At 60.2% G+C, this 21,125-nt stretch carries 17 protein-coding genes and 1 riboswitch; of the genes, 8 read left to right on the top strand and 9 right to left on the bottom strand.

All coding sequences use genetic code 11. From position 1 onward, the window contains the following. Positions 1 to 85: 85 nt before the first annotated feature. Positions 86 to 1,171, top strand: coding sequence for a DUF2865 domain-containing protein (locus A3C3_RS0113735; protein ID WP_028739632.1), 1,086 nt, complete (start codon positions 86 to 88; stop codon positions 1,169 to 1,171). A 7-nt stretch (positions 1,172 to 1,178) separates the two neighbouring features. On the opposite strand, the gene bluB is transcribed toward A3C3_RS0113735, so the two are convergent. From bluB to A3C3_RS0113720, 3 genes are all read right to left on the bottom strand, one after another. Further along, on the bottom strand, positions 1,179 to 1,865 hold the full coding sequence (gene bluB / locus A3C3_RS0113730) for a 5,6-dimethylbenzimidazole synthase (RefSeq protein ID WP_028739631.1): 687 nt from the start codon (positions 1,863 to 1,865) through the stop codon (positions 1,179 to 1,181). A 76-nt stretch (positions 1,866 to 1,941) separates the two neighbouring features. Further along, positions 1,942 to 2,125: riboswitch (cobalamin riboswitch) on the bottom strand. A gap of 18 nt (positions 2,126 to 2,143) precedes the next feature. Further along, positions 2,144 to 2,974, bottom strand: a complete 831-nt coding sequence (locus tag A3C3_RS0113725) for a TolB family protein (RefSeq protein ID WP_022715184.1) — start codon at positions 2,972 to 2,974, stop codon at positions 2,144 to 2,146. Positions 2,975 to 2,994: 20 nt separating this feature from the next. Further along, complete coding sequence (locus tag A3C3_RS0113720; protein ID WP_028739630.1) at positions 2,995 to 4,674, bottom strand: NAD+ synthase; 1,680 nt, start codon at positions 4,672 to 4,674, stop codon at positions 2,995 to 2,997. 179 nt (positions 4,675 to 4,853) lie between these two features. On the opposite strand from A3C3_RS0113720, the gene A3C3_RS0113715 reads away from it, so the two are divergent. Together A3C3_RS0113715 and A3C3_RS0113710 are read left to right on the top strand one after the other, a co-directional pair. Further along, positions 4,854 to 6,788, top strand: coding sequence for an LTA synthase family protein (locus tag A3C3_RS0113715; RefSeq protein WP_033419676.1), 1,935 nt, complete (start codon positions 4,854 to 4,856; stop codon positions 6,786 to 6,788). 443 nt (positions 6,789 to 7,231) lie between these two features. Further along, positions 7,232 to 7,765: a DUF1003 domain-containing protein gene (locus tag A3C3_RS0113710; RefSeq protein ID WP_022715181.1), complete on the top strand. Its 534-nt coding sequence runs from the start codon at positions 7,232 to 7,234 to the stop codon at positions 7,763 to 7,765. Here A3C3_RS0113710 and A3C3_RS0113705 read toward each other — a convergent pair. Beyond that, complete coding sequence (locus A3C3_RS0113705) at positions 7,762 to 8,157, bottom strand: GFA family protein (RefSeq protein ID WP_022715180.1); 396 nt, start codon at positions 8,155 to 8,157, stop codon at positions 7,762 to 7,764. The genes A3C3_RS0113710 and A3C3_RS0113705 overlap by 4 nt on opposite strands. A gap of 187 nt (positions 8,158 to 8,344) precedes the next feature. After that, positions 8,345 to 9,718, bottom strand: coding sequence for a class II 3-deoxy-7-phosphoheptulonate synthase (locus A3C3_RS0113700; RefSeq protein ID WP_022715179.1), 1,374 nt, complete (start codon positions 9,716 to 9,718; stop codon positions 8,345 to 8,347). 305 nt (positions 9,719 to 10,023) lie between these two features. Between A3C3_RS0113700 and A3C3_RS0113695 the strand changes: the two genes are divergently transcribed. Beyond that, positions 10,024 to 11,364: a TadE/TadG family type IV pilus assembly protein gene (locus tag A3C3_RS0113695; protein WP_028739628.1), complete on the top strand. Its 1,341-nt coding sequence runs from the start codon at positions 10,024 to 10,026 to the stop codon at positions 11,362 to 11,364. Between the two features lie 25 nt (positions 11,365 to 11,389). Here A3C3_RS0113695 and gor read toward each other — a convergent pair whose 3' ends face one another. The 3 genes from gor to rpiA form a co-directional block, all read right to left on the bottom strand. Then, positions 11,390 to 12,775 carry a glutathione-disulfide reductase gene (gor, locus tag A3C3_RS0113690; RefSeq protein WP_022715177.1) on the bottom strand — a complete coding sequence of 462 codons (1,386 nt, stop codon included), beginning with the start codon at positions 12,773 to 12,775 and terminating at the stop codon, positions 11,390 to 11,392. 111 nt (positions 12,776 to 12,886) lie between these two features. Beyond that, complete coding sequence (locus A3C3_RS0113685; RefSeq protein WP_022715176.1) at positions 12,887 to 13,462, bottom strand: DUF2059 domain-containing protein; 576 nt, start codon at positions 13,460 to 13,462, stop codon at positions 12,887 to 12,889. A gap of 17 nt (positions 13,463 to 13,479) precedes the next feature. Beyond that, positions 13,480 to 14,178 carry a ribose-5-phosphate isomerase RpiA gene (rpiA, locus tag A3C3_RS0113680; protein ID WP_022715175.1) on the bottom strand — a complete coding sequence of 233 codons (699 nt, stop codon included), beginning with the start codon at positions 14,176 to 14,178 and terminating at the stop codon, positions 13,480 to 13,482. A 143-nt stretch (positions 14,179 to 14,321) separates the two neighbouring features. Between rpiA and A3C3_RS0113675 the strand changes: the two genes are divergently transcribed. Continuing rightward, positions 14,322 to 15,080: an HAD family hydrolase gene (locus A3C3_RS0113675; RefSeq protein WP_051154466.1), complete on the top strand. Its 759-nt coding sequence runs from the start codon at positions 14,322 to 14,324 to the stop codon at positions 15,078 to 15,080. 108 nt (positions 15,081 to 15,188) lie between these two features. Here the strand turns inward: A3C3_RS0113675 and A3C3_RS0113670 are convergent, their stop codons facing one another. Next, entirely contained in the window at positions 15,189 to 17,051 is a 1,863-nt protein-coding gene (locus A3C3_RS0113670; RefSeq protein ID WP_028739626.1) for a L,D-transpeptidase family protein, read from the bottom strand. Positions 17,052 to 17,459: 408 nt separating this feature from the next. Here A3C3_RS0113670 and fumC point away from each other — a divergent pair, with 408 nt between their 5' ends. The 3 genes from fumC to A3C3_RS0113650 all read left to right on the top strand — a co-directional run bounded on the left by fumC (position 17,460) and on the right by A3C3_RS0113650 (position 21,123). Continuing rightward, positions 17,460 to 18,851, top strand: coding sequence for a class II fumarate hydratase (fumC, locus tag A3C3_RS0113665; protein ID WP_022715172.1), 1,392 nt, complete (start codon positions 17,460 to 17,462; stop codon positions 18,849 to 18,851). A 38-nt stretch (positions 18,852 to 18,889) separates the two neighbouring features. Continuing rightward, a complete protein-coding gene (locus A3C3_RS45235) occupies positions 18,890 to 19,030 on the top strand; it encodes a hypothetical protein (RefSeq protein WP_022715171.1) in 141 nt (46 codons plus the stop codon). Between the two features lie 485 nt (positions 19,031 to 19,515). After that, complete coding sequence (locus A3C3_RS0113650) at positions 19,516 to 21,123, top strand: fumarate hydratase (protein ID WP_022715169.1); 1,608 nt, start codon at positions 19,516 to 19,518, stop codon at positions 21,121 to 21,123. The last annotated feature ends 2 nt before the right edge of the window (positions 21,124 to 21,125 follow it).

The raw sequence follows: 21,125 nt of genomic DNA, 5'->3' as shown, positions 1-21,125 counted from the left end.
GCTTGTTAACGGAAGCAGGTTAGAAAGCCGGGATGCGGCGAACGTCACGCCGCGCTCTGGCCTGACATTGCTGCGGAATGATGCCGTGAAACGCCGAAACCTGACCCTTGCGATCCTGCTTGCCTTGGCCGCGCCTGCTGCCGCGCAGACGCATGCGATCTGCGACGACCTGCGCGGCCGCATCGCCGATCTGCCCCATATCATCGGCAACGGCCCCGAAGTCCGCCAATATGCGAGCGCAATCGCCGAGCAGAATCTCGAGCTTCGTAAAGTCCGCAACGATCTGCGCGGCTACGGCTGCTCGATGGACAGCATGGTCGTGATCGGCGGCGAGAATGCGGATTATTGCAGCGAGCTGCAGCAATCCGAGGCGCGCATGGTCGACAACATTCGATACCTGCAGGAGCGGCGTAACGAACTGCGCAATCAGGGCGGTGCCGATTATCGCGTGCGCCGCGAGCTGATGGCGGCGCTCGAAGACAACGGCTGCAACGACGAGCTCGACTATGCGCCGGATCCGCAGGCCTATGGGCCGGCGCCAAGTCCCGAAGAACAGGCGATGCGGAGCGATACCTTCATTCCGCTTGGAGAGGACGAACAGGGCGACATGCAATATGGCGTGCCGCGCGGCGAGCTCATGTCGCATGTCAGCACCATGTGCGTGCGCACCTGCGACGGCGGCTTCTTCCCGATCACCACGAATGCAACATCGATCGATTTCAACCGCGACGCAGCGACATGTTCGAAAATGTGCCCCGGTATCGAGACGGAGCTTTTCTATCAAGACATCTCGAATACCGAAGCCGCAAACATGATCTCGGCCTCGACCGGTGCGCCCTACAGCGCCATGCAGAATGCCTTTGCCTACAAGAACCGCCCGCCCGGCCAAAAGTCCTCCTGTTTCTGCAATCTTTCCGCCTATTACGAGAACATGCGCAAGAATCAGGCGATCAGCGAACCGCCGAGGAAAGGCTCGATCACCAATATCAAGACCAAGCCGCCATCGGACGCCGCCTCCACGCCTGCCCCGCAGCCGCAGGTGCCGGACCGCACCTATGACCCGGCGAACAGCAAGGTCCGCCAGGTCGGTCCGCAGTTCCTCGCCGGGGATCAGGGCGCGATCGATCTCAAGAACCCCGCAGCGCCCGGACCGCAGCCGCAGCAGAACTGACGCGGCGTTACTGGCTTCCCCATCGGTCGGAGAAGACCAGTTCTTCCAGCGGCAGGCGCTGGCGCCAGCCTTTCACGGCCAGTTCCGGCGCGGTGTAAAGCTGATCGACATAACCGACGCAAAGCCAGGCGACGATCTCGATCCGCTCCGGAATTCCGAGCAGTTCCCGAATGTCCGCATCGTGGAAGATACTGACCCAACCAACCCCGATACCTTCGGCCCGGGCGGCAAGCCACAGGTTCTGCACGGCGCAGACGGTCGAATAGACATCCGTACGTGGATTGTGGGTGCGGCCAATGACCACCGGCCCTGCCCTGTCCGGATCGCAGGTGACGCAGATGCTAAGCGGTGCCTTGCGGATGCCTTCGAGCTTCAGGCTTCTGTACATATCCCGCCGCTCCCCTTCAAACATCTCGGCCGCTTCCTTGTTGGCACGCGAAAACGCCTGCCACGCGGCCTGGCGCACCTTCGAATCGCGGATCACGATGAAATTCCAGGGCTGCATGAAACCGACCGACGGCGCGGCATGCGCCGCCCCAAGCAGCCGCGACACCAGATCGTCAGGCACAGGATCGGGCAGAAACTGATCGCGCACGTCGCGGCGCGTTTCGATGGCTCTATAGACCGAGGCCCGGTCCTGTTCGGAAAACTCGCCGGCCGGCACCAGGGCGCGGGCGAAAGGATCAAGTTGCATCGTCAAATCCCCAACAATGCTTGAGCACCCGCGCCGCAGCGCGTGAAGCGTCAAAACCTCGCCGCCGTCCGCGCGGTTCAGTCTATCTTGCCAGGCCGGTCTTCTGACTTGGCGTCACCCGCTTTCTGCAGCCTTCCCGGCAGATGCCAGTGGCCATTATTGCAGCAAGCGTCAGCCTCACAGCGTTGGGCACGTTCCGGTCCTTCACCGGATTCCCGATTCTCCTGCTGGATGCAGGCACCTGACGGCAGTCTCTATCTCCTGAGTCGCCGCCTCGTTCAAGTCTCCGGGAAATAACGCACATAGGCAAATTCATCACCATCCGGTGCCCAGCAGGGAACATTGATCGTGCCCTGCCCGCCGAAGAGCTCGAACAGCGTAGTCAGGTTGCCACCGTCCATGTCCATCAGCCGCAGCCGCACATCAAGATCGCGCGGATGATCGAAGACCTCCGGATCGTAGGAAAGGATCAGCACCTTGTCGTTTTTCGGTGAAGGATGCGCAAACCAGTTGCCGTAATTGTCGTGCGTCACTTGCTCCAGGCCGGTTCCATCCGGATGGATGCGCCAGATCTGCATGAGACCGGTGCGGCTGGAGTTGAAATAGATCCATTTCCCGTCGGCCGAATAATCCGGCCCGTCGTTTCGCCCCTCGCCATGCGTCAGCCGCTTTTCGGGGCCACCATCGACGGAAATCGTATAAATGTCGAAGACGTCGTCGCGAATGCCGCAATAGGCGAGCTCCTTCCCGTTCGGTGACCAGCCGTGCCAATAGGAGGGCAGATTGTCGGTGATCAGCCGCGGCGTCCCGCCAGCCGCCGGCAGAATATAGATCGCCGACTTGCCAAATTCCGTCTTGTCGGAAATGACGATTTGTGTCCCGTCCGGCGAAATGCCGTGATCGTTATTGCACGTTCTCGCAAAATCCGTCTCGACCTGCTGGAGGCCGCCGGAGCCGTCCGGCCGCAGTCGGTAAACCAACCCCTCGCCATTCAACAGCATATAGGCGCCATCAGGCGAAAAATTCGGCGCCTCGATCAGCTTTTCCGTCTGGACGACAATCCGGCTTTCGCCGGTCCGGATATTATAGATCTCGACCGAACTGCGCATTCACCCTCCCGGGTTTTGGGTTACCGGTCGCGGAACCGGTTGGTGATCGGGTAGCGGCGATCGCGCCCAAAGTTCTTCTTGGTGATCTTCACGCCCGGAGCCGACTGCCGGCGCTTGTATTCGGCAAGATAGAGCAAATGCTCGACGCGATGGACGGTTGCCACATCATGCCCACGCGCGAGGATCTCCTCGACCGCCATCTCCTTCTCGACGAGGCATTCGAGGATGTCGTCGAGCACTGGATAAGGCGGCAGCGAATCCTGGTCCGTCTGGTCTGGGCGAAGCTCGGCGGACGGCGCCTTGTCTATGATGTTCTGCGGGATCACCTCGCCCGACGGCCCCAGCGCGTCCGGCGGCACATGACCATTGCGCCAGCGCGACAGCGCATAGACCTGCATCTTGTAGAGGTCCTTGATCGGATTGAAGCCGCCGTTCATGTCGCCGTAGAGCGTCGCATATCCAACCGACATTTCCGACTTGTTGCCGGTCGTGACCACCATGGAACCGAACTTGTTGGAAATCGCCATCAGGATCGTGCCGCGCGCCCGGCTCTGCAGGTTCTCCTCGGTAATGCCGCTATCGGTTCCTTCGAACAGCGGCGAAAGCGCCGAGGTGAAGCCCTTCACCGGCTCCTCGATCGGCACGATGTCGTAACGGCATCCGAGCGCCTTGGCGCAATCGGCAGCATCCTTCAGCGAATCGGTTGACGTGTAGCGATACGGCAGCATCACCGTTCGGACGCGCTCCTCGCCGAGCGCATCGACGGCGATCGCCGCGCAGATCGCCGAGTCGATGCCGCCGGAGAGGCCGAGGACGACATTCTTGAAGCCGTTCTTATTCACATAATCACGGAAACCGACCAGGCAGGCGCGATAGTCGGCTTCGTCGGGCTCGGGAATACGTGACGTCGGGCCCTCGCTACAGCGCCAGCCGTTTTCGCCGCGCTTCCAGGTCGTCACCGCCAGCGCGGTTTCGAACTGGCTCATCTGGAAGGCCAGCGATTTGTCGCCGTTGAAGGCGAAACTCGCACCGTCGAAGACGAGTTCGTCCTGGCCGCCGAGCTGATTGGCGAAGATTAGCGGCAGGCCGGTTTCGATCACCTGCTTAAGCGCCACCTGATGGCGCACGTCGACCTTGCCGCGATAATAGGGTGAACCGTTCGGCACGAGCAGGATTTCGGCGCCACTTTCGGCGAGTGTCTCGCAGACGCCGAGATCGTTCCAGATCTCTTCGCAAATCGGCACGCCGATCCGCACGCCGCGGAAATTCACCGGCCCAGGCATCGATCCTTCGGAAAAGACGCGCTTCTCGTCGAACTCGCCGTAGTTCGGCAGGTCGATCTTGTCACGCAGCACCAGGATCTGGCCGCCGTCGAGAACTGCAACCGAGTTATGCCGCCCCGTCTTTCCCTGGCGCGGGAAGCCGACGATGACGCCGGGGCCGCCGTCTGCGGTATCGGCCGCGAGGTCCTCGACCGCCTTCAGGCAGGCCCTCAGAAAGGCCGGTTTCAGCACGAGGTCTTCCGGCGGATAACCGGAAATGAAAAGCTCCGTCAGAAGCAGCAGATCCGCGCCTTGGCGGGCCGCATCGGCGCGTGCCTCACGAGCTTTGGCAAGGTTTCCGGCGACATCGCCGACTGTCGGGTTCAACTGGGCAACGGCAATCTGGAGTGTATTCAAAGGAGCGTTTTCCTGTGTCATGTCATCCATTTAGCGCGGGCCGCGCGCCGCTTCAATTGCCCGCGCCATGAAAAGCCGCGGGGTCTGCCGGGCGAAAAACTCAAACCATAGGGAAAAGCCGGGAAACCGAGAAGTTCATCTAGCGTTCATGACAGGCATGTGACACTTCGGTGAAGATTTTATGACGTCGGAGTATGCCGTTGATCGCGTTGATAATGAAGTCCGTACCGGCCAGAAAAGCAGCACTGCTTTCCGCCGGTTTCGGGTCGAATGTACAGTCTCCGGCAGCGCGCGCGGCAATCGGCATCGTATTTTCGTTTTCTTTCGCTCTCCTCAGCGTTATCGCCGTCGAGTGGATTGCGCGCGGCACGTTGACCGATGTCGGCGAGTTCCTGACATCGACGGTCAGGCCCGGCATGACGACCGTCGCCATGCTGGCGATCGTGATGTTGACTCTCGATGCCGTATTTGGACGACGCTACCAGTCGGCATTTGTATTGATCCCGCTTTTCCTGATCCCGGCCTTTGTCTCCAATCAGAAGCAGCACTTTCTCTCCGACCCCTTCTATCCGTCCGACGTACTCTTTACCCGTCAGATCATGGAGCTGCTGCCGGTCATGGTGCGAGACAGGCCGTGGACGGCTGCAGCGCTTCTCGTCGGCATCGTGCTTTTCACCGCAGGCATCGTTTTCGCATGGCGTTACGCCTGGCAGAATTTCCCGAAACTCTCCCGCCAGGCGCGCCTGCGCCACCTCTGCCTTGGGCTGCCGGTGATCGCGGCCTTCGCCTCGCTCATGGACTATTCGCAATATTCCTACATTCGCGACCGCCTGCAGGTGGTACCGATGATGTGGGACCAGAAGGAGAACTACCGCAGCAACGGCTTCATATTGGCCTTCCTCTTCAACATCCCGATGGCCGATGTCGCAGCGCCCGCCGGTCTCAACGCCGATGCGCTCGACGCGATCCCCTCGCGCAACTACGGCTATCTAACAGGCCCGGAAGAAAAGCCGGACATCATCATGCTGATGAGCGAGTCCTTTTGGGATCCGATGAGGTTGAAAAACCTCTCCTTCAGCGCCGATCCGATGCCGAACGTCCGCGCCGCGCAGTCCGGCTACGTCTTCTCTCCGGAATTCGGCGGCATGACCGCCAATGTCGAATTTGAGGCACTGACCGGCTTCTCCAACGCCTTCCTGCCTTATGGCAGCATTCCTTACCAGCAATATGTCCGCAGCGACGTGCCCTCGCTTGCCACCTTCTTCCGCGGCGAAGGCTATATCGCCCGCGCCCTGCACCCCTTCAGCGGCTGGTTCTGGAACCGAAACCAGGTCTACAAGGATTTCGGTTTCGAGGAGTTCCGGACCGAAGAAACGATGCCGCCGATGGAAAAGCGCGGCATCTTCGCCTCCGACGATTCCCTGATGAAGGAGATTATGCGCGAGGGCGACGGCCTCGATAAGCCGTTCTTCTTTTTCGCTGTCACCTTGCAGGGACATGGTCCCTACGAACCGTATCGCTATGCACGCAATACGATCGGGATCCGCGGCAACATTCCGGAGGCCGACCGTGCGACGCTTGCGACCTATACGCAGGGCGTGAAGGAAGCTGACGACAGTCTCAAGATGCTGATGGATTGGGCCTCGAAGCGTGGGCGCGAAACGATTATCGTACTCTGGGGCGATCACCTGCCGCCGCTCGGCAACGTCTATATGAGCGCCGGCTACATGGCGGACCAGGTCGCGACCCGCAGGGCGCCGCTCGACGTGATGAAGCGCGAGCATGAAACGCCGCTGGTCATCTGGTCGAACAAGAAAGGCGTGAAGGAGAACGTCGGCACGATTAGCCCGTCGCTGATCTCCTACAACCTCCTCAAGTTCGCCGGTTTCGAACATCCCTTCTACACCGGCTTCCTCGGCCGCGTGCAGAAGAAATACGACATCATCGACCGTTACCAACTGGCGGCGCGCAACAACAAGGCGACGCCGGACTGGGTGCGCGACCGGAAAAAGCTCGATCCTCTTGTGCGTGATTACGGCTACCTGCAGCACGACATCATGTTCGGCAAGGCGCGGACGCTAGAGCGCTTTTTCCCAAGGCACGACCTGCTTGCCGAGGGCTACCAGGGCCATTGAGGGCAGTCGGCGACTGCGTCCCACATTCGCAGACGCTTGCTGCCCGTTGGTGGTGTGGAGCTTGACATTCCACCGCGCGAGCCGATCCGCGACCCACCGGATTTCGACAAGTGATCGTCTCGATACCAATGCCATTTCGGAACCGGTGATGCCGTCACCGAACATGGACGTCGTGACTGGCTCTCGGGATGCATCAGATGTCTTTGCGACCAATGCCACGAACCGTCGCAAAGCCGGCCGACCGATCAGCCAACGCTCAGGCTCCATTGCCATCTCACGGGGCCTCACTTTGCAACCCGCAACATGACCGGCTTCGACGGAATTGGCCCTGATGGTATCAATCCCTGGGGGATTGGGTGATGGTGGCAAAGGCGCAAGCTTTAGCGCACCGTTCGCTGACGAAAAAGATCTTCCGCCCGTGGTGCCAGATATCGGAGCCAGTCATGCATAATATCTCGAATTTCGTTCACCTGCATTTCGACAGGCCGACCGAGGAACTCGGCGACATCGAAAAACGCGTCCTCAGGAGGACACACGAACGCAAGGTCATCTCGACCGACGTCAACGAAGCCTTTGCCGCCGAGGCGACTTTCGGAGCGCGCATCGCTGACGGTATCGCAAGGGTCGGCGGCTCCTGGTCCTTCATCATCGCCTTCCTCGCATTCCTTGCGATCTGGGCGGTAGTCAATACGATTGTCCTCGCGACGCGCGCCTTCGATCCCTACCCCTTCGTCTTCCTGAACCTGATCCTCTCCATGCTCGCCGCAATCCAGGCGCCGATCATTATGATGTCGCAGAACCGGCAAACCGAGCGCGACCGCTTCGAAGCAGCCAAGGATTACGAAGTAAATCTCAAGGCCGAGCTCGAGGTCCTGTCGCTGCATCAGAAAATCGACATGAACGTCGTGACCGAACTCGCTGCACTGCGCGAAGAGGTCGGGCGCCTGAACGCTTCGCTGGCCGCCAAAGGGGCTTAAACACCTTTGGCGTATTGCGGCGCGCCATCGTTGATCTCATAGAAATCGCCCTTGTCGGCACAGTAGATATGATAGCCGAAGGAAAGCCCGCTCGGCAGGTTGAAGGCGCCGGCCATCACGGAAACTTCTGGCGATCCCTTCCGCTGCCAAAAAAGCGCCGAGCCGCAGTTTGCGCAGAAGCCGCGCTCAGCAGTCTCGCTTGACCGGTACCAGCGGATCGAGCTCTTGCCCTCGATCGTCAGGCTATCCAGGGAGACATCGCAAGACGCGTAGTAGAGCCCCGTCTGGCGTCGGCACTGCGAGCAATGACATGCGACGACCGGACCGGGCTCGCTCTTGCTCATAAACCTCACCGCCCCGCAGGCGCAGCCGCCCGTATATTCCTTCGTCATTCGGACCCCGTTCTTGATGGACTGCGAGATTGGCCGCTTGCCTGGGGCTGCGTCAAATCCAATTCCTTGAAGCAGAACGTCAGAAATTTTGATGCCGAGCGTCTTGAAATATCACGACCGATCGGTGCACGTTCAATCAAAAAGCCCGGCGCTGGGCCGGGCTCTCGATTTCAGTTTTTCGGCTAGATCAGCCGTTGACGGCCATGCGCTTCTCGTCGCGGCCACCCTTCATGCGCTCGGCGAGCAGGAAGGCAAGCTCGAGCGCCTGGTCGGCATTGAGACGCGGATCGCAATGCGTGTGATAACGGTCCTGCAGATCCTCGGCGGAAACAGCGCGGGCACCGCCTGTGCATTCCGTCACGTCCTTGCCGGTCATCTCGATATGAATGCCGCCCGGATGCGTGCCTTCGGCGCGGTGGATCTGGAAGAAGCTTTCAACTTCCGACAGGATGCGCTCGAACGGACGCGTCTTGTAGTTGTTGAGCGTGATCGTATTGCCGTGCATCGGATCGCAGGACCAGACGACCCTGCGGCGTTCGCGCTCGACCGCACGGATGAGACGCGGCAGGTGGTCGGCGACCTTTTCGTGACCGAAACGGCAGATCAGCGTCAGGCGGCCGGCTTCGTTTGCCGGGTTCAAGATGTCGATCAGGCTCAAGAGATCGTCAGCCTGCAGAGACGGACCGCACTTCAGGCCGATCGGGTTCTTGATGCCGCGGCAGTATTCGACATGCGCGTGATCGGCCTGGCGCGTGCGGTCGCCAATCCAGATCATGTGACCGGAGGTCGCGTACCAGTCGCCGGAAGTAGAATCGACGCGCGTCAGCGCTTCTTCGTAGCCGAGCAGGAGCGCCTCGTGGCTGGTGAAGAAGTCCGTCTCGCGCAGGCTCGGGTGGTTCTCGGACGTGATACCGATCGCCTTCATGAAGTCCATGGTTTCGCTGATTCGGTCGGCAAGTTTGCGGTAGCGCTCACCCTGCGGGCTGTCCTTGACGAAGCCGAGCATCCACTGGTGCACATTCTCGAGATTGGCATAACCGCCCATCGCGAAGGCGCGCAGAAGGTTCAGCGTCGCTGCCGACTGGCGGTAAGCCATGGCCTGGCGTTCCGGGTTCGGAATGCGCGCTTCCTCGGTGAATTCGATACCGTTGATGATATCACCACGGTAGCTCGGCAGTGAGACGCCGTTCTGCGATTCGATGCCCGAAGAGCGCGGCTTGGCGAACTGGCCGGCAATACGGCCCACCTTGACCACCGGCAGCTGTGCGCCGAACGTCAGCACGACGGCCATCTGCAGGAAGGCGCGGAAGAAGTCGCGGATGGTATCGGCGCCATGCTCGGCGAAACTCTCGGCGCAGTCCCCGCCCTGCAGCAGGAAACCGTTGCCTTCGGAGACATTGGCGAGATGCTTCTTCAGACGGCGCGCCTCGCCCGCAAAGACGAGCGGCGGATAGGTAGCGAGCTGGGCTTCCGTTGCCGCCAAAGCGGCCTGGTCCGGATAATCCGGGACCTGCTGGATCGGCTTTTGCCTCCAACTGTTCGGGGTCCAAGTCTCTGCCATTTTAGTCACCTTTGTCTCGCCGGGATCACTGCCCGGCGCCTGTCGTCAACAATAACGGCGGCTTATAAACCTTTAGCATCCGCTTGCCTAGCGCCGTTCGACACGTTCTGAACGGGTCGCGAAGCCCGCCGCGCTTATAGGGAAAGCCTCTGATGCGCCGTCAGTCCCACCCTCCGATTTACGTTACATATACCATGAATTTTGGGGGGTAATTCAGCAATTTGTGTCAAACCCGAACCTGAACTGCACGCCATGAAGAGCGCGCTTTGTCTTCGCCGATGATCGGCCCGATCCTGGGGAATGGTATGAAGAAGCTGGCGCGCCGCCTTGTGGGCGATCGTTCGGGAAACTTTGGAATAATGACAGCATTGCTTGCCGTGCCGGTCCTCGGAGCGGCGGGCATGGCAGTCGATTTTGCCCACGCGCTCAGCCTCAGGACCCAGCTCTATGCGGCGGCGGACGCAGCCGCTGTGGGTGCCATTTCCGAAAAATCGCCGGCGGTGGCAAAAGCCATGACCATGCAGGGTGATGGGACCATCACCGTAGGCTCTGAAGACGCGCAAACGATGTTCATGGGCCAGATGGCCGGCGAAACGAGCAAGTTACCGATCAACCTTGAGATCAACGTTACAAAGACCGGCAGCGTCATCGAATCACGCGTGGCCTTCAGTGCTGCTATGCCGACCACCTTCATGCAGCTTCTGGGCCGCGAAAACGTCACGATCGGCGGCACGGCGACGGCGCAATACCAGACACCGTCCTACATGGACTTCTACATGCTGCTCGATAATACTCCTTCGATGGGAGTGGCCGCGACGCCGGATGATATCGAGCGAATGAAACATGCCACCCGATTTGGCAACGCTAAGGGCAAGGACGCTAAGTGCGCTTTTGCCTGCCATATCGTCTCCGAGAAAGGTGTCGAAGACAAAACCAGCTACTACAATGTCGCACTGAACAACAACATTCCAATCCGGATCGATGTGGTTGCGCAGGCGACGAAGGCACTTATGGAAACGGCCGAACAAACCCAGACGGTTAAGGGGCAGTTCCGCATGGCCGCCTACACCTTCGGCAAGACGGCCCAGGATGCGCAGCTTTTCAAGGTCGCAGAACTGGACGAGAATCTGTCGACAGTCGGCGAAGCGACTAAGAATATCAAGCTTATGAGCATCCCCTTTCAGAACTACAACCAAGATCAGCAGACCAGCTTCGACGATGCGCTGACCAAAATCGAAAAAGAGATCAAAGAAGTTCCCGGCCAAGGCACGAGTAGCGCGGACCGCCAGAAGATCGTCTTCTTCGTCTCAGATGGTGTGGCTGACCACGCCAAGCCCACAGGCTGCACCAGCCCGAAGGGCCGGGTCAACAGCACTCGCTGCATCGAGCCTATCGATACGAAGTTCTGCGAATATCTGAAGAATAAGAATATCAAGATAGCCGTTCTTTATACGACCTATCTGCCCCTGGAGGACAACGGCTTCTGGAAGGACTGGGTTAAACCGTTCGACGGCAGCATCGCCACCCGAATGCAAGAATGTGCGAGCCCCGGCTACTTTTTCCAGGTGTCCCTGACGCAAGGCATTACCGAGGCTATGGACACCCTCTTCCACAAAATCGTCAGCACGCCGCGCCTCACCAGTTGAGGTGCGGCGCCACCCAACGCGAACCTTAAATCCGCTCACCACCCCGAATTCGATAGCTCGGCACATACATCGTCACGAGCTCTTCCGCCGCCGTCGGGTGCACTGCCATGGTGCGGTCGAAATCCTCCTTGGTGCACCCCGCCTTCAGCGTGATCCCGAGAATCTGCGCCATCTCGCCGGCGTCGTGCCCGAGGATATGTGCGCCGACGACCTTGCGGCTTCCTGCATCGACGATCAGCTTCATCAGCATCTTTTCGGACCGGCCGGAAAGCGTCGCCTTGAGCGGCCGGAACTGCGCCCGGTAGACCTCGAGCTCCCTGTAGCGCTTCGCCGCCTCCTCTTCCGAAAGGCCGACCGTGCCGATCTCGGGCTGGGAGAAGACAGCCGTTGCGATCTGCTCGTGATCCGGCTTCGTCGGATTGTTCTTGTATTCCGTCTCGATGAAGCACATCGCCTCGTGGATCGCGACCGGCGTGAGCTGTACCCTGTCGGTGACATCGCCGAGCGCGTAGATATTGTCGGCGCTCGTGCGCGAATATTCGTCGACGACGATCGCGCCGCGCTCGTTCGTTTTCACACCTGCCGCCTCAAGCCCAAGCCCCTCGGTATTCGGATCGCGTCCGAGCGCGAGCAACACGGCGCCGGCATTCAGCGTGCCATTATTCAAGGTCTCGACGGCAAGCCCTTGCTCGCCCTTCGACACCATTTCCAGGGTGTCGCGGCACAGGATGCGGATACCCTTGGCAACCATCGCCTCATGCAGACCGCGGCGCAGATCCTGGTCGAAGCGCGAGAGGATTTCCGCCCCGCGGTAGACCAGCGTCGTCTCGACGCCCAGTCCATGGAAGATATTGGCAAATTCCACGGCAATATAGCCGCCGCCCGCAATCACGATCGCCTTCGGCAGGTCTTCGAGATGGAACGCCTCGTTGGAGGAAATGCAAAGCTCGTGTCCCGGAAGGGCCGCATGCGGGTTCGGCCGGCCGCCGGTTGCAATGACGATGGTCCTAGCGGTCACGGTCTCGCCGGTCTTCACCAGCCGGATCGTATGCGCATCGACAAGCTCGGCGCGCGTCTCGAGGATTTGCGCATTCGCGCCGGAAAGCCCCTTCTTATAGAGTCCCTCCAGCCGCGCGATTTCGGCGTCCTTGGCAGCAATCAGCTTCTTCCAGTCGAAAGAGCTTTCCCCGACCGTCCAGCCGAAGCCGGCGGCATCCTCGAAATGCTCCTGATATTGCGACGCATAGACGAACAGCTTCTTGGGCACGCAGCCGCGGATGACGCAGGTGCCGCCGTAGCGGTATTCCTCCGCGATCGCGACCTTCTTGCCGAGCGACGCGGCAACGCGCGCGCTTCTCACGCCCCCCGAACCGCCGCCGATGACGAAGAGGTCGTAATCATAGGAAGACATGGACGGGCGCTCCGTTAGGGATCGGCAGAAATGGTTCGATGGATATAGTATCTATGCCTGCAAAAACAAAAGCCCGGACGATGCCGGGCTCTTGCGATCACATCAGCCGTGTCAGGGCTTTGCAGCCGGAGCAGGCGCACCTGCCGGCTTGTCGCCAGCCGGCGGAGTTTCCGGCACAGGCTCTACCTTGATGACCTTGCTGAGTTCGGTATTGGCATTCTTCTGGAGATCGCGGGCAATGCCCTGCGCCCAGATATCGGCTGCCCTGTTCGTCTCGCGCGAAGCGATGGGGCCGTCCTTCAGAAGCTTCTTGCCGACCGGCGAGTTGTAGAAGTCGGCGATGGCCTTCAGCTCTTCAACCGTGAATGCCTTCGCATAGTTCGTTGCGGCTTCCTTCTCGAGATCGGAGCGGCGCGGTGCGAGCGCCAGAGCCTGCGCGTCGACGGTGGCGCTGATTACGTCTTCGTAGTTCGGCGAATCCTGAATGAGGCCGGCCTTCAGGCGTTCGGCGAGGCCGGGCAGGATATTGTCGAACTGCGCCGTTGCACCGATGGCGGCAACGGCTGCACGCGCGGCCTTCAACTGCTCGTCGGAAATTTCCTGCGCCTGCGCAGCTGAGCCGAAAGCGATGCCGGAGAGAATAACCGTCGCGGCGGCAAAACGGCCAAGACCTGCAAATTTCTTCATGAGTTTCTATGCTCCTATTATCTGTTCGCCTGCAGCGTGCGCGCACCCGCTGGACCCGCGATGATCGCAAGTGACGCCATATTGAGAAAAAGCCCGTGCTCAACGACGCCGGGTATCGAATTCAGCTCGTTCGAAAGCGCGTCTGCATCAGGAATGCGGCCAAAAGATGCGTCGATGATGTAGTGGCCGCCGTCCGTGGTAAATTCTCCGTCACCGGATTGGCGAAGTGTCAGGCCGCCGGTCAGGCCGAGCCTGGCTGCTTTCCTTTCGATCGCGATGCGTGTGGAAACCAGACCGAAGGGATTGACTTCGATCGGCAGCGGAAACCTGCCGAGCGTCTCGACCAGCTTGCTCTCGTCGGCAATCACGATCACGCGGTCCGAAGCCGCCGCGACGATCTTTTCGCGCAGCAACGCCCCGCCGCCGCCCTTGACCAGGCGCAGGCTCGAATCGATTTCGTCGGCGCCGTCGACCGTCAGGTCGAGTTCCGGGAGTTCGTCGAGAGATTTCAGCGGCACGCCGAGCTCGACACAAAGCCGCGCCGTGCGCTCCGACGTCGGAACGCCCTCGACCCTGAAGCCACCGGCCACCTTCTCCGCTAGCAGGCGAACGAACTCCTCTGCCGTACTTCCCGTTCCGATCCCGAGGCGCATTCCACTCTCGACGTGGGTAAGAGCCGCCTCAGCCGCCTTGATCTTCATTTCGCGGGCGTCCATGCGCCGCCTACTCCGGTTGTTTCGTTGGATGTGCTGTTTACACGGCTCGTATGGCAAACGAAAGCCAAAATAATAACAGGAAACCGAAATGCGCAAGCATCGCGCTGCGGCGTTACGGCCATAGTCTTGGCGTTGCTTTTTCAATGCCCATCACCTACTCCGGGAAGACCGGATTTCATGAAGAGGCGATTTCCTTGACCCCTGCTCTTGTCGTATTCGATCTCGACGGCACGCTGCTCGATACCCATGCCGATCTCGTCGAGAGCCTGAATCTCACGATCGCCGCGCTCGATCTTGCGCCCGTGACTTATGCCGATCTGACCCATCTTGTAGGCCACGGCGCCAAGGTGATGATTGAGCGCGCCTGCACGCTGCGCGGCCACCCGCTTTCGGAGACCGAGCTGCCGCCGCTGCTGGAACGCTTCATCGCCCATTACACCGATAAGATGCCCGGCCATACACAGCCATATCCCGGCCTGATCGCCGCCATGGATACCCTAAAAATCAAGGGGTACAAGCTCGCCGTCTGCACCAACAAGCTGGAATCGCTGGCGCTGACGCTTCTGCGAAAACTCCACCTCACCAGTTATTTCGACGCCATCACCGGCGGCGACACCTTTCCGGTCCGCAAACCCGATGCGCAGCACCTGACTGGCACGATCGAACGCGCCGGCGGCACACTGGCACGCAGCATTATGATCGGCGACAGCCTCAACGACATCGCCGTCGCCAGAAACGCCAACATCCCATCGATCGCCGTCCCCTTCGGCTATTCCGACGTGCCGGTCGAAACGCTCCGCCCGGACCGGATCATCCTGCATTATGACGAACTGACGCCCGAACTCGTTGAAACCGTCATCCGCGATTTTTCGCGGTCGAACGCAGTGGCTGCTTCTCGCTGAAATTCGCGATCAAGCGCGCGGCAAACTCATTTGGCACGCGACTCCAACATTTGCCGAATGGCGGCGATCCCGAAGACCGCCGCCGCATCCATTCCGGATCGAAAACACTCAGATCTGGGCGTCCCGCGCCTTCGTCGTCGCCTCGAATGCCTTCTCGACATAGGCATCTCGCCCATAGACATCGTCGAAATATTCCACGACGCCGTCCTTGTTCGGCCATGCCGTGAAGTAGGACACGTAGACCGGAACTTTCTGTGGAACCGAGACCGCCTTGTTCTGGCCGGCGGCGATCTGCCTTGCCACATCGGCGACGCTCGTGTTGAGCACGGCCGCCGCCATCGCGCGCGGATCGGCAAGACGCACGCAGCCATGGCTCAGCGCCCGCATGTCGCGCTTGAAGAAGCTCTTCGACGGCGTGTCATGCATGTAGATCGCATGGCTGTTTGGGAACAGTATCTTCAATTCGCCCAAGGCATTGTCGCCGCTCGGCGGTTGGCGCACGGAGACATTCGAGGTTGAGCCGTACCAATCGACGCTGGAAGACGGAACCGCATGGCCGTTGATCGCCACTTCATAGCCGAGGCGGTCGAGATAATTCGGATCGGCGCGCAGCTTCGGCAGCATCTCGTTGATGATGATCGACTGCGGAACGCCCCAGAACGGATTGAACTCGACGGTCTCGATCTCGTCCTGGAAGAAATAGGTCTGGTTGGACTTCTGGCCGACCACGACGCGCATCGACAACTGTTCCTTGTTGTCGTTGTGGTAGTAGACCATAAAGGCCGGCTGGTTGATGAAGACGTAGCGCGAGCCGAGATCTTCCGGCAGCCAGCGCGCCTGCTCCATCGCGACGGTGAGCTTCTCGATCTTCGAAGCGTTGCTATCGCCGCCGGTCATGATGCGGACGGTCGCTTGGCCGATTACGCCGTCCGGCTTCAGATTGTGTTCCTTCTGGAAATCCTCGACCAGCGAAACCAGCTCGGGCGAGTAGACGAAGCCGCCGCTATAGGCGGCGAGCGTTGCCGCATGCTGCGCCTTCAGCGCTTCCGAGCCGTGCTTGCCGATGGCCTTGACGATATTGGCGACTTCCGGCGAGCTGTCGCCCGGGCGCAGCAACCGATCGAGCGAGATCGTGATCGGCTCGTCGCCAGCCGTCTCGGCCTTGAGCTTGGCAAGCTCCTCTTTGAGTGCTGCGAATTGCGGGCCATCCGGCGTGCGGCTGGTAAGATAGGCGCCGATATCCGGGCTCATGCGTGCAAGCTTCAGAACCGGACCGAGGTTGACCTGCTTGCGTCTGAAATCGTGGTAGCCCGAAATCTTGTTCGGATCGATGCGTCCGCGCACCGTATCTTGGACATAGGCGAGCACCTTCGAGGAAAGCTGCAGCTCGAACTGCGTAAGAGCGCGGTCGCGGGCGGCCGGATCCGGATTGGCCGGGTCGACGGCCGGCGGGTCGACGGCGTAGTCGGCCGGGTCGAGGCCGACGGAACCGACACCAGAAAGGAAACTCATCGCCGCCTTGGCACGATCGTTGACCTCTGCACCGGTCAGCCAGACAAAGGGGTTCTGGGAGCTGCCGTAATAGGTTTCGAGAGCCTTTGCGACATTTACGTCGGCGCGAACCTTCGCTTCGGCGAGGAACTGGCGTTCGACGACGACGGGCGCCATGGCCGCTTCAGAGGTCGCAGACGCGATCGCGCCCGTCACCGTCGGCTCGGAAAACTTGGCGATATTGACGTAGCGCATCGCGTCCGGCTTGTAGGTATAGTAGCGCGGACCGCTGACCTTCGGTAGCGGCATCGCCGGCATTTCGCCGAACTCGCCTGGATTGGCGGGATTGATGATCGGGGTCCGCTCGCGGTGGCCGCGGATCATGTCCATCAGCGTATAAGCATGCGCCGGCGCGGCCATCGCCGCAAATCCGCAGGAAAGTGCCAGTGCGGAGACCGCACCCTTGAAAAACGATGTCATGCTTTTTTCCAGTCCCAGTATCACGCTGTCCTTGGCATGGGCCAAGCCCATTTCAAAATTCAAATAGTCTGGCTTTCACGGTCCATTGGCAGAAACCGGCTCCGAGCGCCAGAAGCACCGGCACAACTTGTGTGACGCCGTCAAAGCGTGCCGCCGGCAAGCAGTTCACACAAAATTATGAAATTATTAGTTAATTTTTTACCGAATTTCGCGCGATTGCCACAGTGGTCAAACGCGCCCTCCGGGCATAAAGTTTCCGGCGTGTCCTAAAAACCACGAAGAACACCCTAAAACATGAATAACGCTCTCATATTTCGTCTCCGGCCCGGTTTTCTTGAGGTCCGTTCGGACCTATAAGACCGACCTGAAACGAACGCGCTTCGGCGCATGCGACAGGAAGGCATGGCTATGACCTCGACCCGTACCGAAACAGATACCTTTGGCCCGATCGACGTGGCGGGCGACCGATATTGGGGCGCCCAGGCGCAGCGCTCGCTCGGTAATTTCAAGATCGGTTGGGAAAAGCAGCCGCTGTCGATCGTGCGCGCCCTCGGCGTCGTCAAACAGGCAGCCGCCAGGGTGAACATGGAACTCGGCCAGCTCGATCCGGTAATCGGCAATGCGATCGTCGACGCCGCTCAAGAGGTCATCGACGGCAAGCTCAACGACCATTTCCCGCTCGTCGTCTGGCAGACAGGCTCGGGCACGCAGTCGAACATGAACGCCAACGAGGTGATCTCCAATCGGGCGATCGAAATGCTCGGCGGCGTCATGGGGTCCAAGAAGCCGGTGCATCCGAACGACCACGTCAACATGAGCCAGTCTTCGAACGACACATACCCGACGGCCATGCACATCGCCTGCGCCGAGCAGATCGCCCACCACCTGTTACCGGCCCTGAAGCACCTGCATGCGGCCCTCGACATGAAGGTCGTCGAGTTCAACCACATCATCAAAATCGGCCGCACGCATACCCAAGACGCGACGCCGCTGACGCTCGGGCAGGAATTCTCCGGCTATGCGGCACAGGCAGGCTCGGCCATCAAGCGCATCGAGATGACGCTTCCCGGCCTTTGCGAACTGGCGCAGGGCGGCACCGCCGTCGGCACCGGGCTGAACGCGCCGGCCGGCTTTGCGGAAAAGGTGGCGGAGGAGATCGCGAAGATTACCGATATGCCGTTTGTCACCGCGCCCAACAAGTTCGAGGCGCTTGCCTCGCATGACAGCATGGTTTTCAGCCACGGCGCCATCAATGCCGCAGCAGCCGCCCTCTTCAAGATCGCCAACGACATCCGCCTGCTCGGCTCCGGCCCGCGTGCCGGCCTAGGCGAGCTGTCGCTGCCGGAGAACGAACCGGGCTCGTCGATCATGCCGGGCAAGGTCAACCCGACGCAGTGCGAGGCGCTGACGCAGGTCTGCGCCCACGTCTTTGGCAATCACGCCGCCCTCACCTTCGCAGGCAGCCAGGGTCATTTCGAGCTCAACGTCTATAACCCGATGATGGCCTATAATTTCCTGCAGTCGGTCCAGCTTCTCGGCGATGCGGCTATTTCCTTCACCGACAATTGCGTCGTCGGCATCGAGGCCCGCGAAGACAATATCAAGGCCGGCCTGGAGCGTTCCCTGATGCTCGTTACCGCGCTTGCCCCGACGATCGGCTACGACAACGCCGCCAAGATCGCCAAGACGGCGCACAAGAACGGCACGACGTTGAAGGAAGAAGCACTCGCAAGCGGGCTCGTCACCTCCGAACAGTACGACGAGATCGTCCGCCCCGAGCAGATGATCGGCCCGAAATAAGCCGGCGAAAGTTGATGAGCGATTCGTGAAACCGCCTTGTGATCGGTATTACGCTCGATCACCAGATCGTCGACAACCTTTCGACGAAGCTGACCGCCACCTACGTCAGCCGTGATCACGAAGCCGCTGAAGACATCGACTTCATGCTGCGATTGTTTCGCCTGCAGCGTGCGTTCTAATCTCCTCTGACAAGATTCGCCCGGCTGCGCGTGCCGGGCGGGTTTCTACTGACGTGCTGCCGAAAGCTCCGGCCCTTCAAGGAACCGGCATAGAAAACCTCGGCAGGATTAGGCATTGCAAGGATTTCCGTGTGGAAGGCGCCGTTCAGATAACCACTGCCTTTGCTGAAGCCGTTTGCAGCGCTGCTGACGATGACGAGAGCCATCGCTGACGACAAAAATGATGATGCTGAGATCTTTGTATCGTTGCATCTCTTTGCTCGGCCTGTTCGGCGTTCTGCCTGGCCCGCTTACTGATATCTGTGCTCGCTGAAGTCCGGTTTAAAGCGGGTATAATTCACCATCCATGAACGCCGAATAACCACGCCGCTGTGGTCGTCGTGCGATGGGGGCAACGATGCCTGCTTGACGATTGCATTTGCCGTTCGGCCGATTTAGATCGGTTCCAAACTGTGCGATGCCAATTCTCAAGAAAGGTCACATCGATGGCTGACGATCTCTTCCCGCTCGGCAAGGACACCACCCCTTACCGCAAGATCAGCAGCGACCACGTCTCTGTCGACAGCTTCAGGGGACAAGAGATCCTGACGGTAGAACCAGAGGGCATGCGCCTGCTTGCCGAAACTGCCTTTGCCGACATCAACCATCTGCTGCGGCCCGGCCACCTGAAGCAGCTTGCCGCTATCCTCGACGATCCGGAAGCAACCGAAAACGACCGTTTCGTCGCCTACGACCTTCTGAAGAACGCCAATATCGCTGCAAGCGGCATCCTCCCCATGTGCCAGGACACCGGTACTGCGATCATCATGGGCAAGAAAGGCCGCCGGGTGTGGACCGAAGGCGGCGATTACGCAGCACTCGCAAAGGGCGTGATGGACGCCTACGAGAAGAAGAACCTGCGCTATTCGCAGCTCGCGCCTCTCAAGATGTTCGAGGAGAAAAACACCAAAAACAACCTGCCCGCCCAGATCGACATTTATGAGGAAGGCACGGATTCCTACGATTTCCTCTTCGTCGCCAAGGGCGGCGGTTCGGCCAACAAGACCTTCCTCTATCAGGGCACGCCCTCGCTTCTGACGCATGACCGCATGATCGACTTCCTCGAGGAAAAGATCCTGACGCTGGGGACGGCAGCCTGCCCCCCCTACCATCTGGCGATCGTCATCGGCGGCACCTCGGCCGAAATGAACCTCAAGACCGTCAAGCTCGCATCGACACGCTACCTCGACAACCTGCCGAGGGAAGGCTGCGAGAGCGGCCACGCCTTCCGCGATGTCGAGATGGAAAGGGAAATCCACGAGCTGACGCAGCAAATGGGCGTCGGCGCCCAGTTCGGCGGCAAATATTTCTGTCACGACGTGCGCGTCATCCGCCTGCCCCGCCACGGCGCATCGCTGCCGATCGGCCTCGGCGTCTCCTGTTCTGCCGATCGTCAGGCCAAGGGCAGGATCACACGCGACGGCATTTTCGTCGAACAGCTGGAAACCGATCCGTCGAAGTATATGCCGGAGATCGACAAGACGAAGCTGTCGGAATCGATGGTCCGCATCGATCTCAACCAGTCGATGGCCAACATCCTTGCCGAATTGACCAGGCATCCGGTCAAGACCCGCCTATCGCTGACGGGAACGATCATCGTCGCGCGCGACCTCGCCCATGCGAAAATCCGCGAACGCCTCGAAAAGGGTGAAGGCATGCCCGACTACATGAAGAACCACCCGGTTTATTATGCCGGTCCGGCAAAGACGCCCGCCGGCTACGCCTCTGGCTCCTTCGGCCCGACCACCGCCGGCCGCATGGACAGCTATGTCGACCAGTTCCAGTCATTCGGCGGCTCGATGGTGATGCTTGCCAAGGGTAACCGTTCCCGTGCCGTGCGCGAAGCCTGCAAGGCGCACGGCGGCTTCTATCTCGGCTCGATCGGCGGTCCGGCCGCCCGCCTGGCGCAGGATTGCATCAAGAAGGTCGACGTCCTGGAATATCCAGAACTCGGCATGGAGGCTGTCTGGAAGATCGAGGTCGTGGATTTCCCGGCCTTCATCGTCATCGACGACAAAGGCAACGACTTCTTCCAGGAGCTCAATCTCGGCTGAGT

Origin of the sequence: Rhizobium mongolense USDA 1844 (assembly GCF_000419765.1) — a bacterium.
GTDB classification, from domain to species: domain Bacteria; phylum Pseudomonadota; class Alphaproteobacteria; order Rhizobiales; family Rhizobiaceae; genus Rhizobium; species Rhizobium mongolense.
The sequence above is the reverse complement of the archived record's forward strand: the minus strand, read 5'-3'. Positions and strand labels throughout refer to the sequence as shown.

Excerpts from the sequence above, each read along its gene's own strand:
- A3C3_RS0113675 (WP_051154466.1), top strand. The coding sequence starts at position 14,322 with ATGCCCATCACCTACTCCGGGAAGACCGGATTTCATGAAGAGGCGATT.
- A3C3_RS0113705 (WP_022715180.1), bottom strand. The coding sequence starts at position 8,157 with ATGACGAAGGAATATACGGGCGGCTGCGCCTGCGGGGCGGTGAGGTTT.
- A3C3_RS0113695 (WP_028739628.1), top strand. The coding sequence starts at position 10,024 with ATGAAGAAGCTGGCGCGCCGCCTTGTGGGCGATCGTTCGGGAAACTTT.
- A3C3_RS0113720 (WP_028739630.1), bottom strand. The coding sequence starts at position 4,674 with ATGACACAGGAAAACGCTCCTTTGAATACACTCCAGATTGCCGTTGCC.
- fumC (WP_022715172.1), top strand. The coding sequence starts at position 17,460 with ATGACCTCGACCCGTACCGAAACAGATACCTTTGGCCCGATCGACGTG.
- bluB (WP_028739631.1), bottom strand. The coding sequence starts at position 1,865 with ATGCAACTTGATCCTTTCGCCCGCGCCCTGGTGCCGGCCGGCGAGTTT.
- A3C3_RS0113725 (WP_022715184.1), bottom strand. The coding sequence starts at position 2,974 with ATGCGCAGTTCGGTCGAGATCTATAATATCCGGACCGGCGAAAGCCGG.
- gor (WP_022715177.1), bottom strand. The coding sequence starts at position 12,775 with ATGTCTTCCTATGATTACGACCTCTTCGTCATCGGCGGCGGTTCGGGG.
- A3C3_RS0113700 (WP_022715179.1), bottom strand. The coding sequence starts at position 9,718 with ATGGCAGAGACTTGGACCCCGAACAGTTGGAGGCAAAAGCCGATCCAG.
- A3C3_RS0113685 (WP_022715176.1), bottom strand. The coding sequence starts at position 13,462 with ATGAAGAAATTTGCAGGTCTTGGCCGTTTTGCCGCCGCGACGGTTATT.
- A3C3_RS0113650 (WP_022715169.1), top strand. The coding sequence starts at position 19,516 with ATGGCTGACGATCTCTTCCCGCTCGGCAAGGACACCACCCCTTACCGC.
- A3C3_RS0113710 (WP_022715181.1), top strand. The coding sequence starts at position 7,232 with ATGCATAATATCTCGAATTTCGTTCACCTGCATTTCGACAGGCCGACC.
- rpiA (WP_022715175.1), bottom strand. The coding sequence starts at position 14,178 with ATGGACGCCCGCGAAATGAAGATCAAGGCGGCTGAGGCGGCTCTTACC.
- A3C3_RS0113670 (WP_028739626.1), bottom strand. The coding sequence starts at position 17,051 with ATGACATCGTTTTTCAAGGGTGCGGTCTCCGCACTGGCACTTTCCTGC.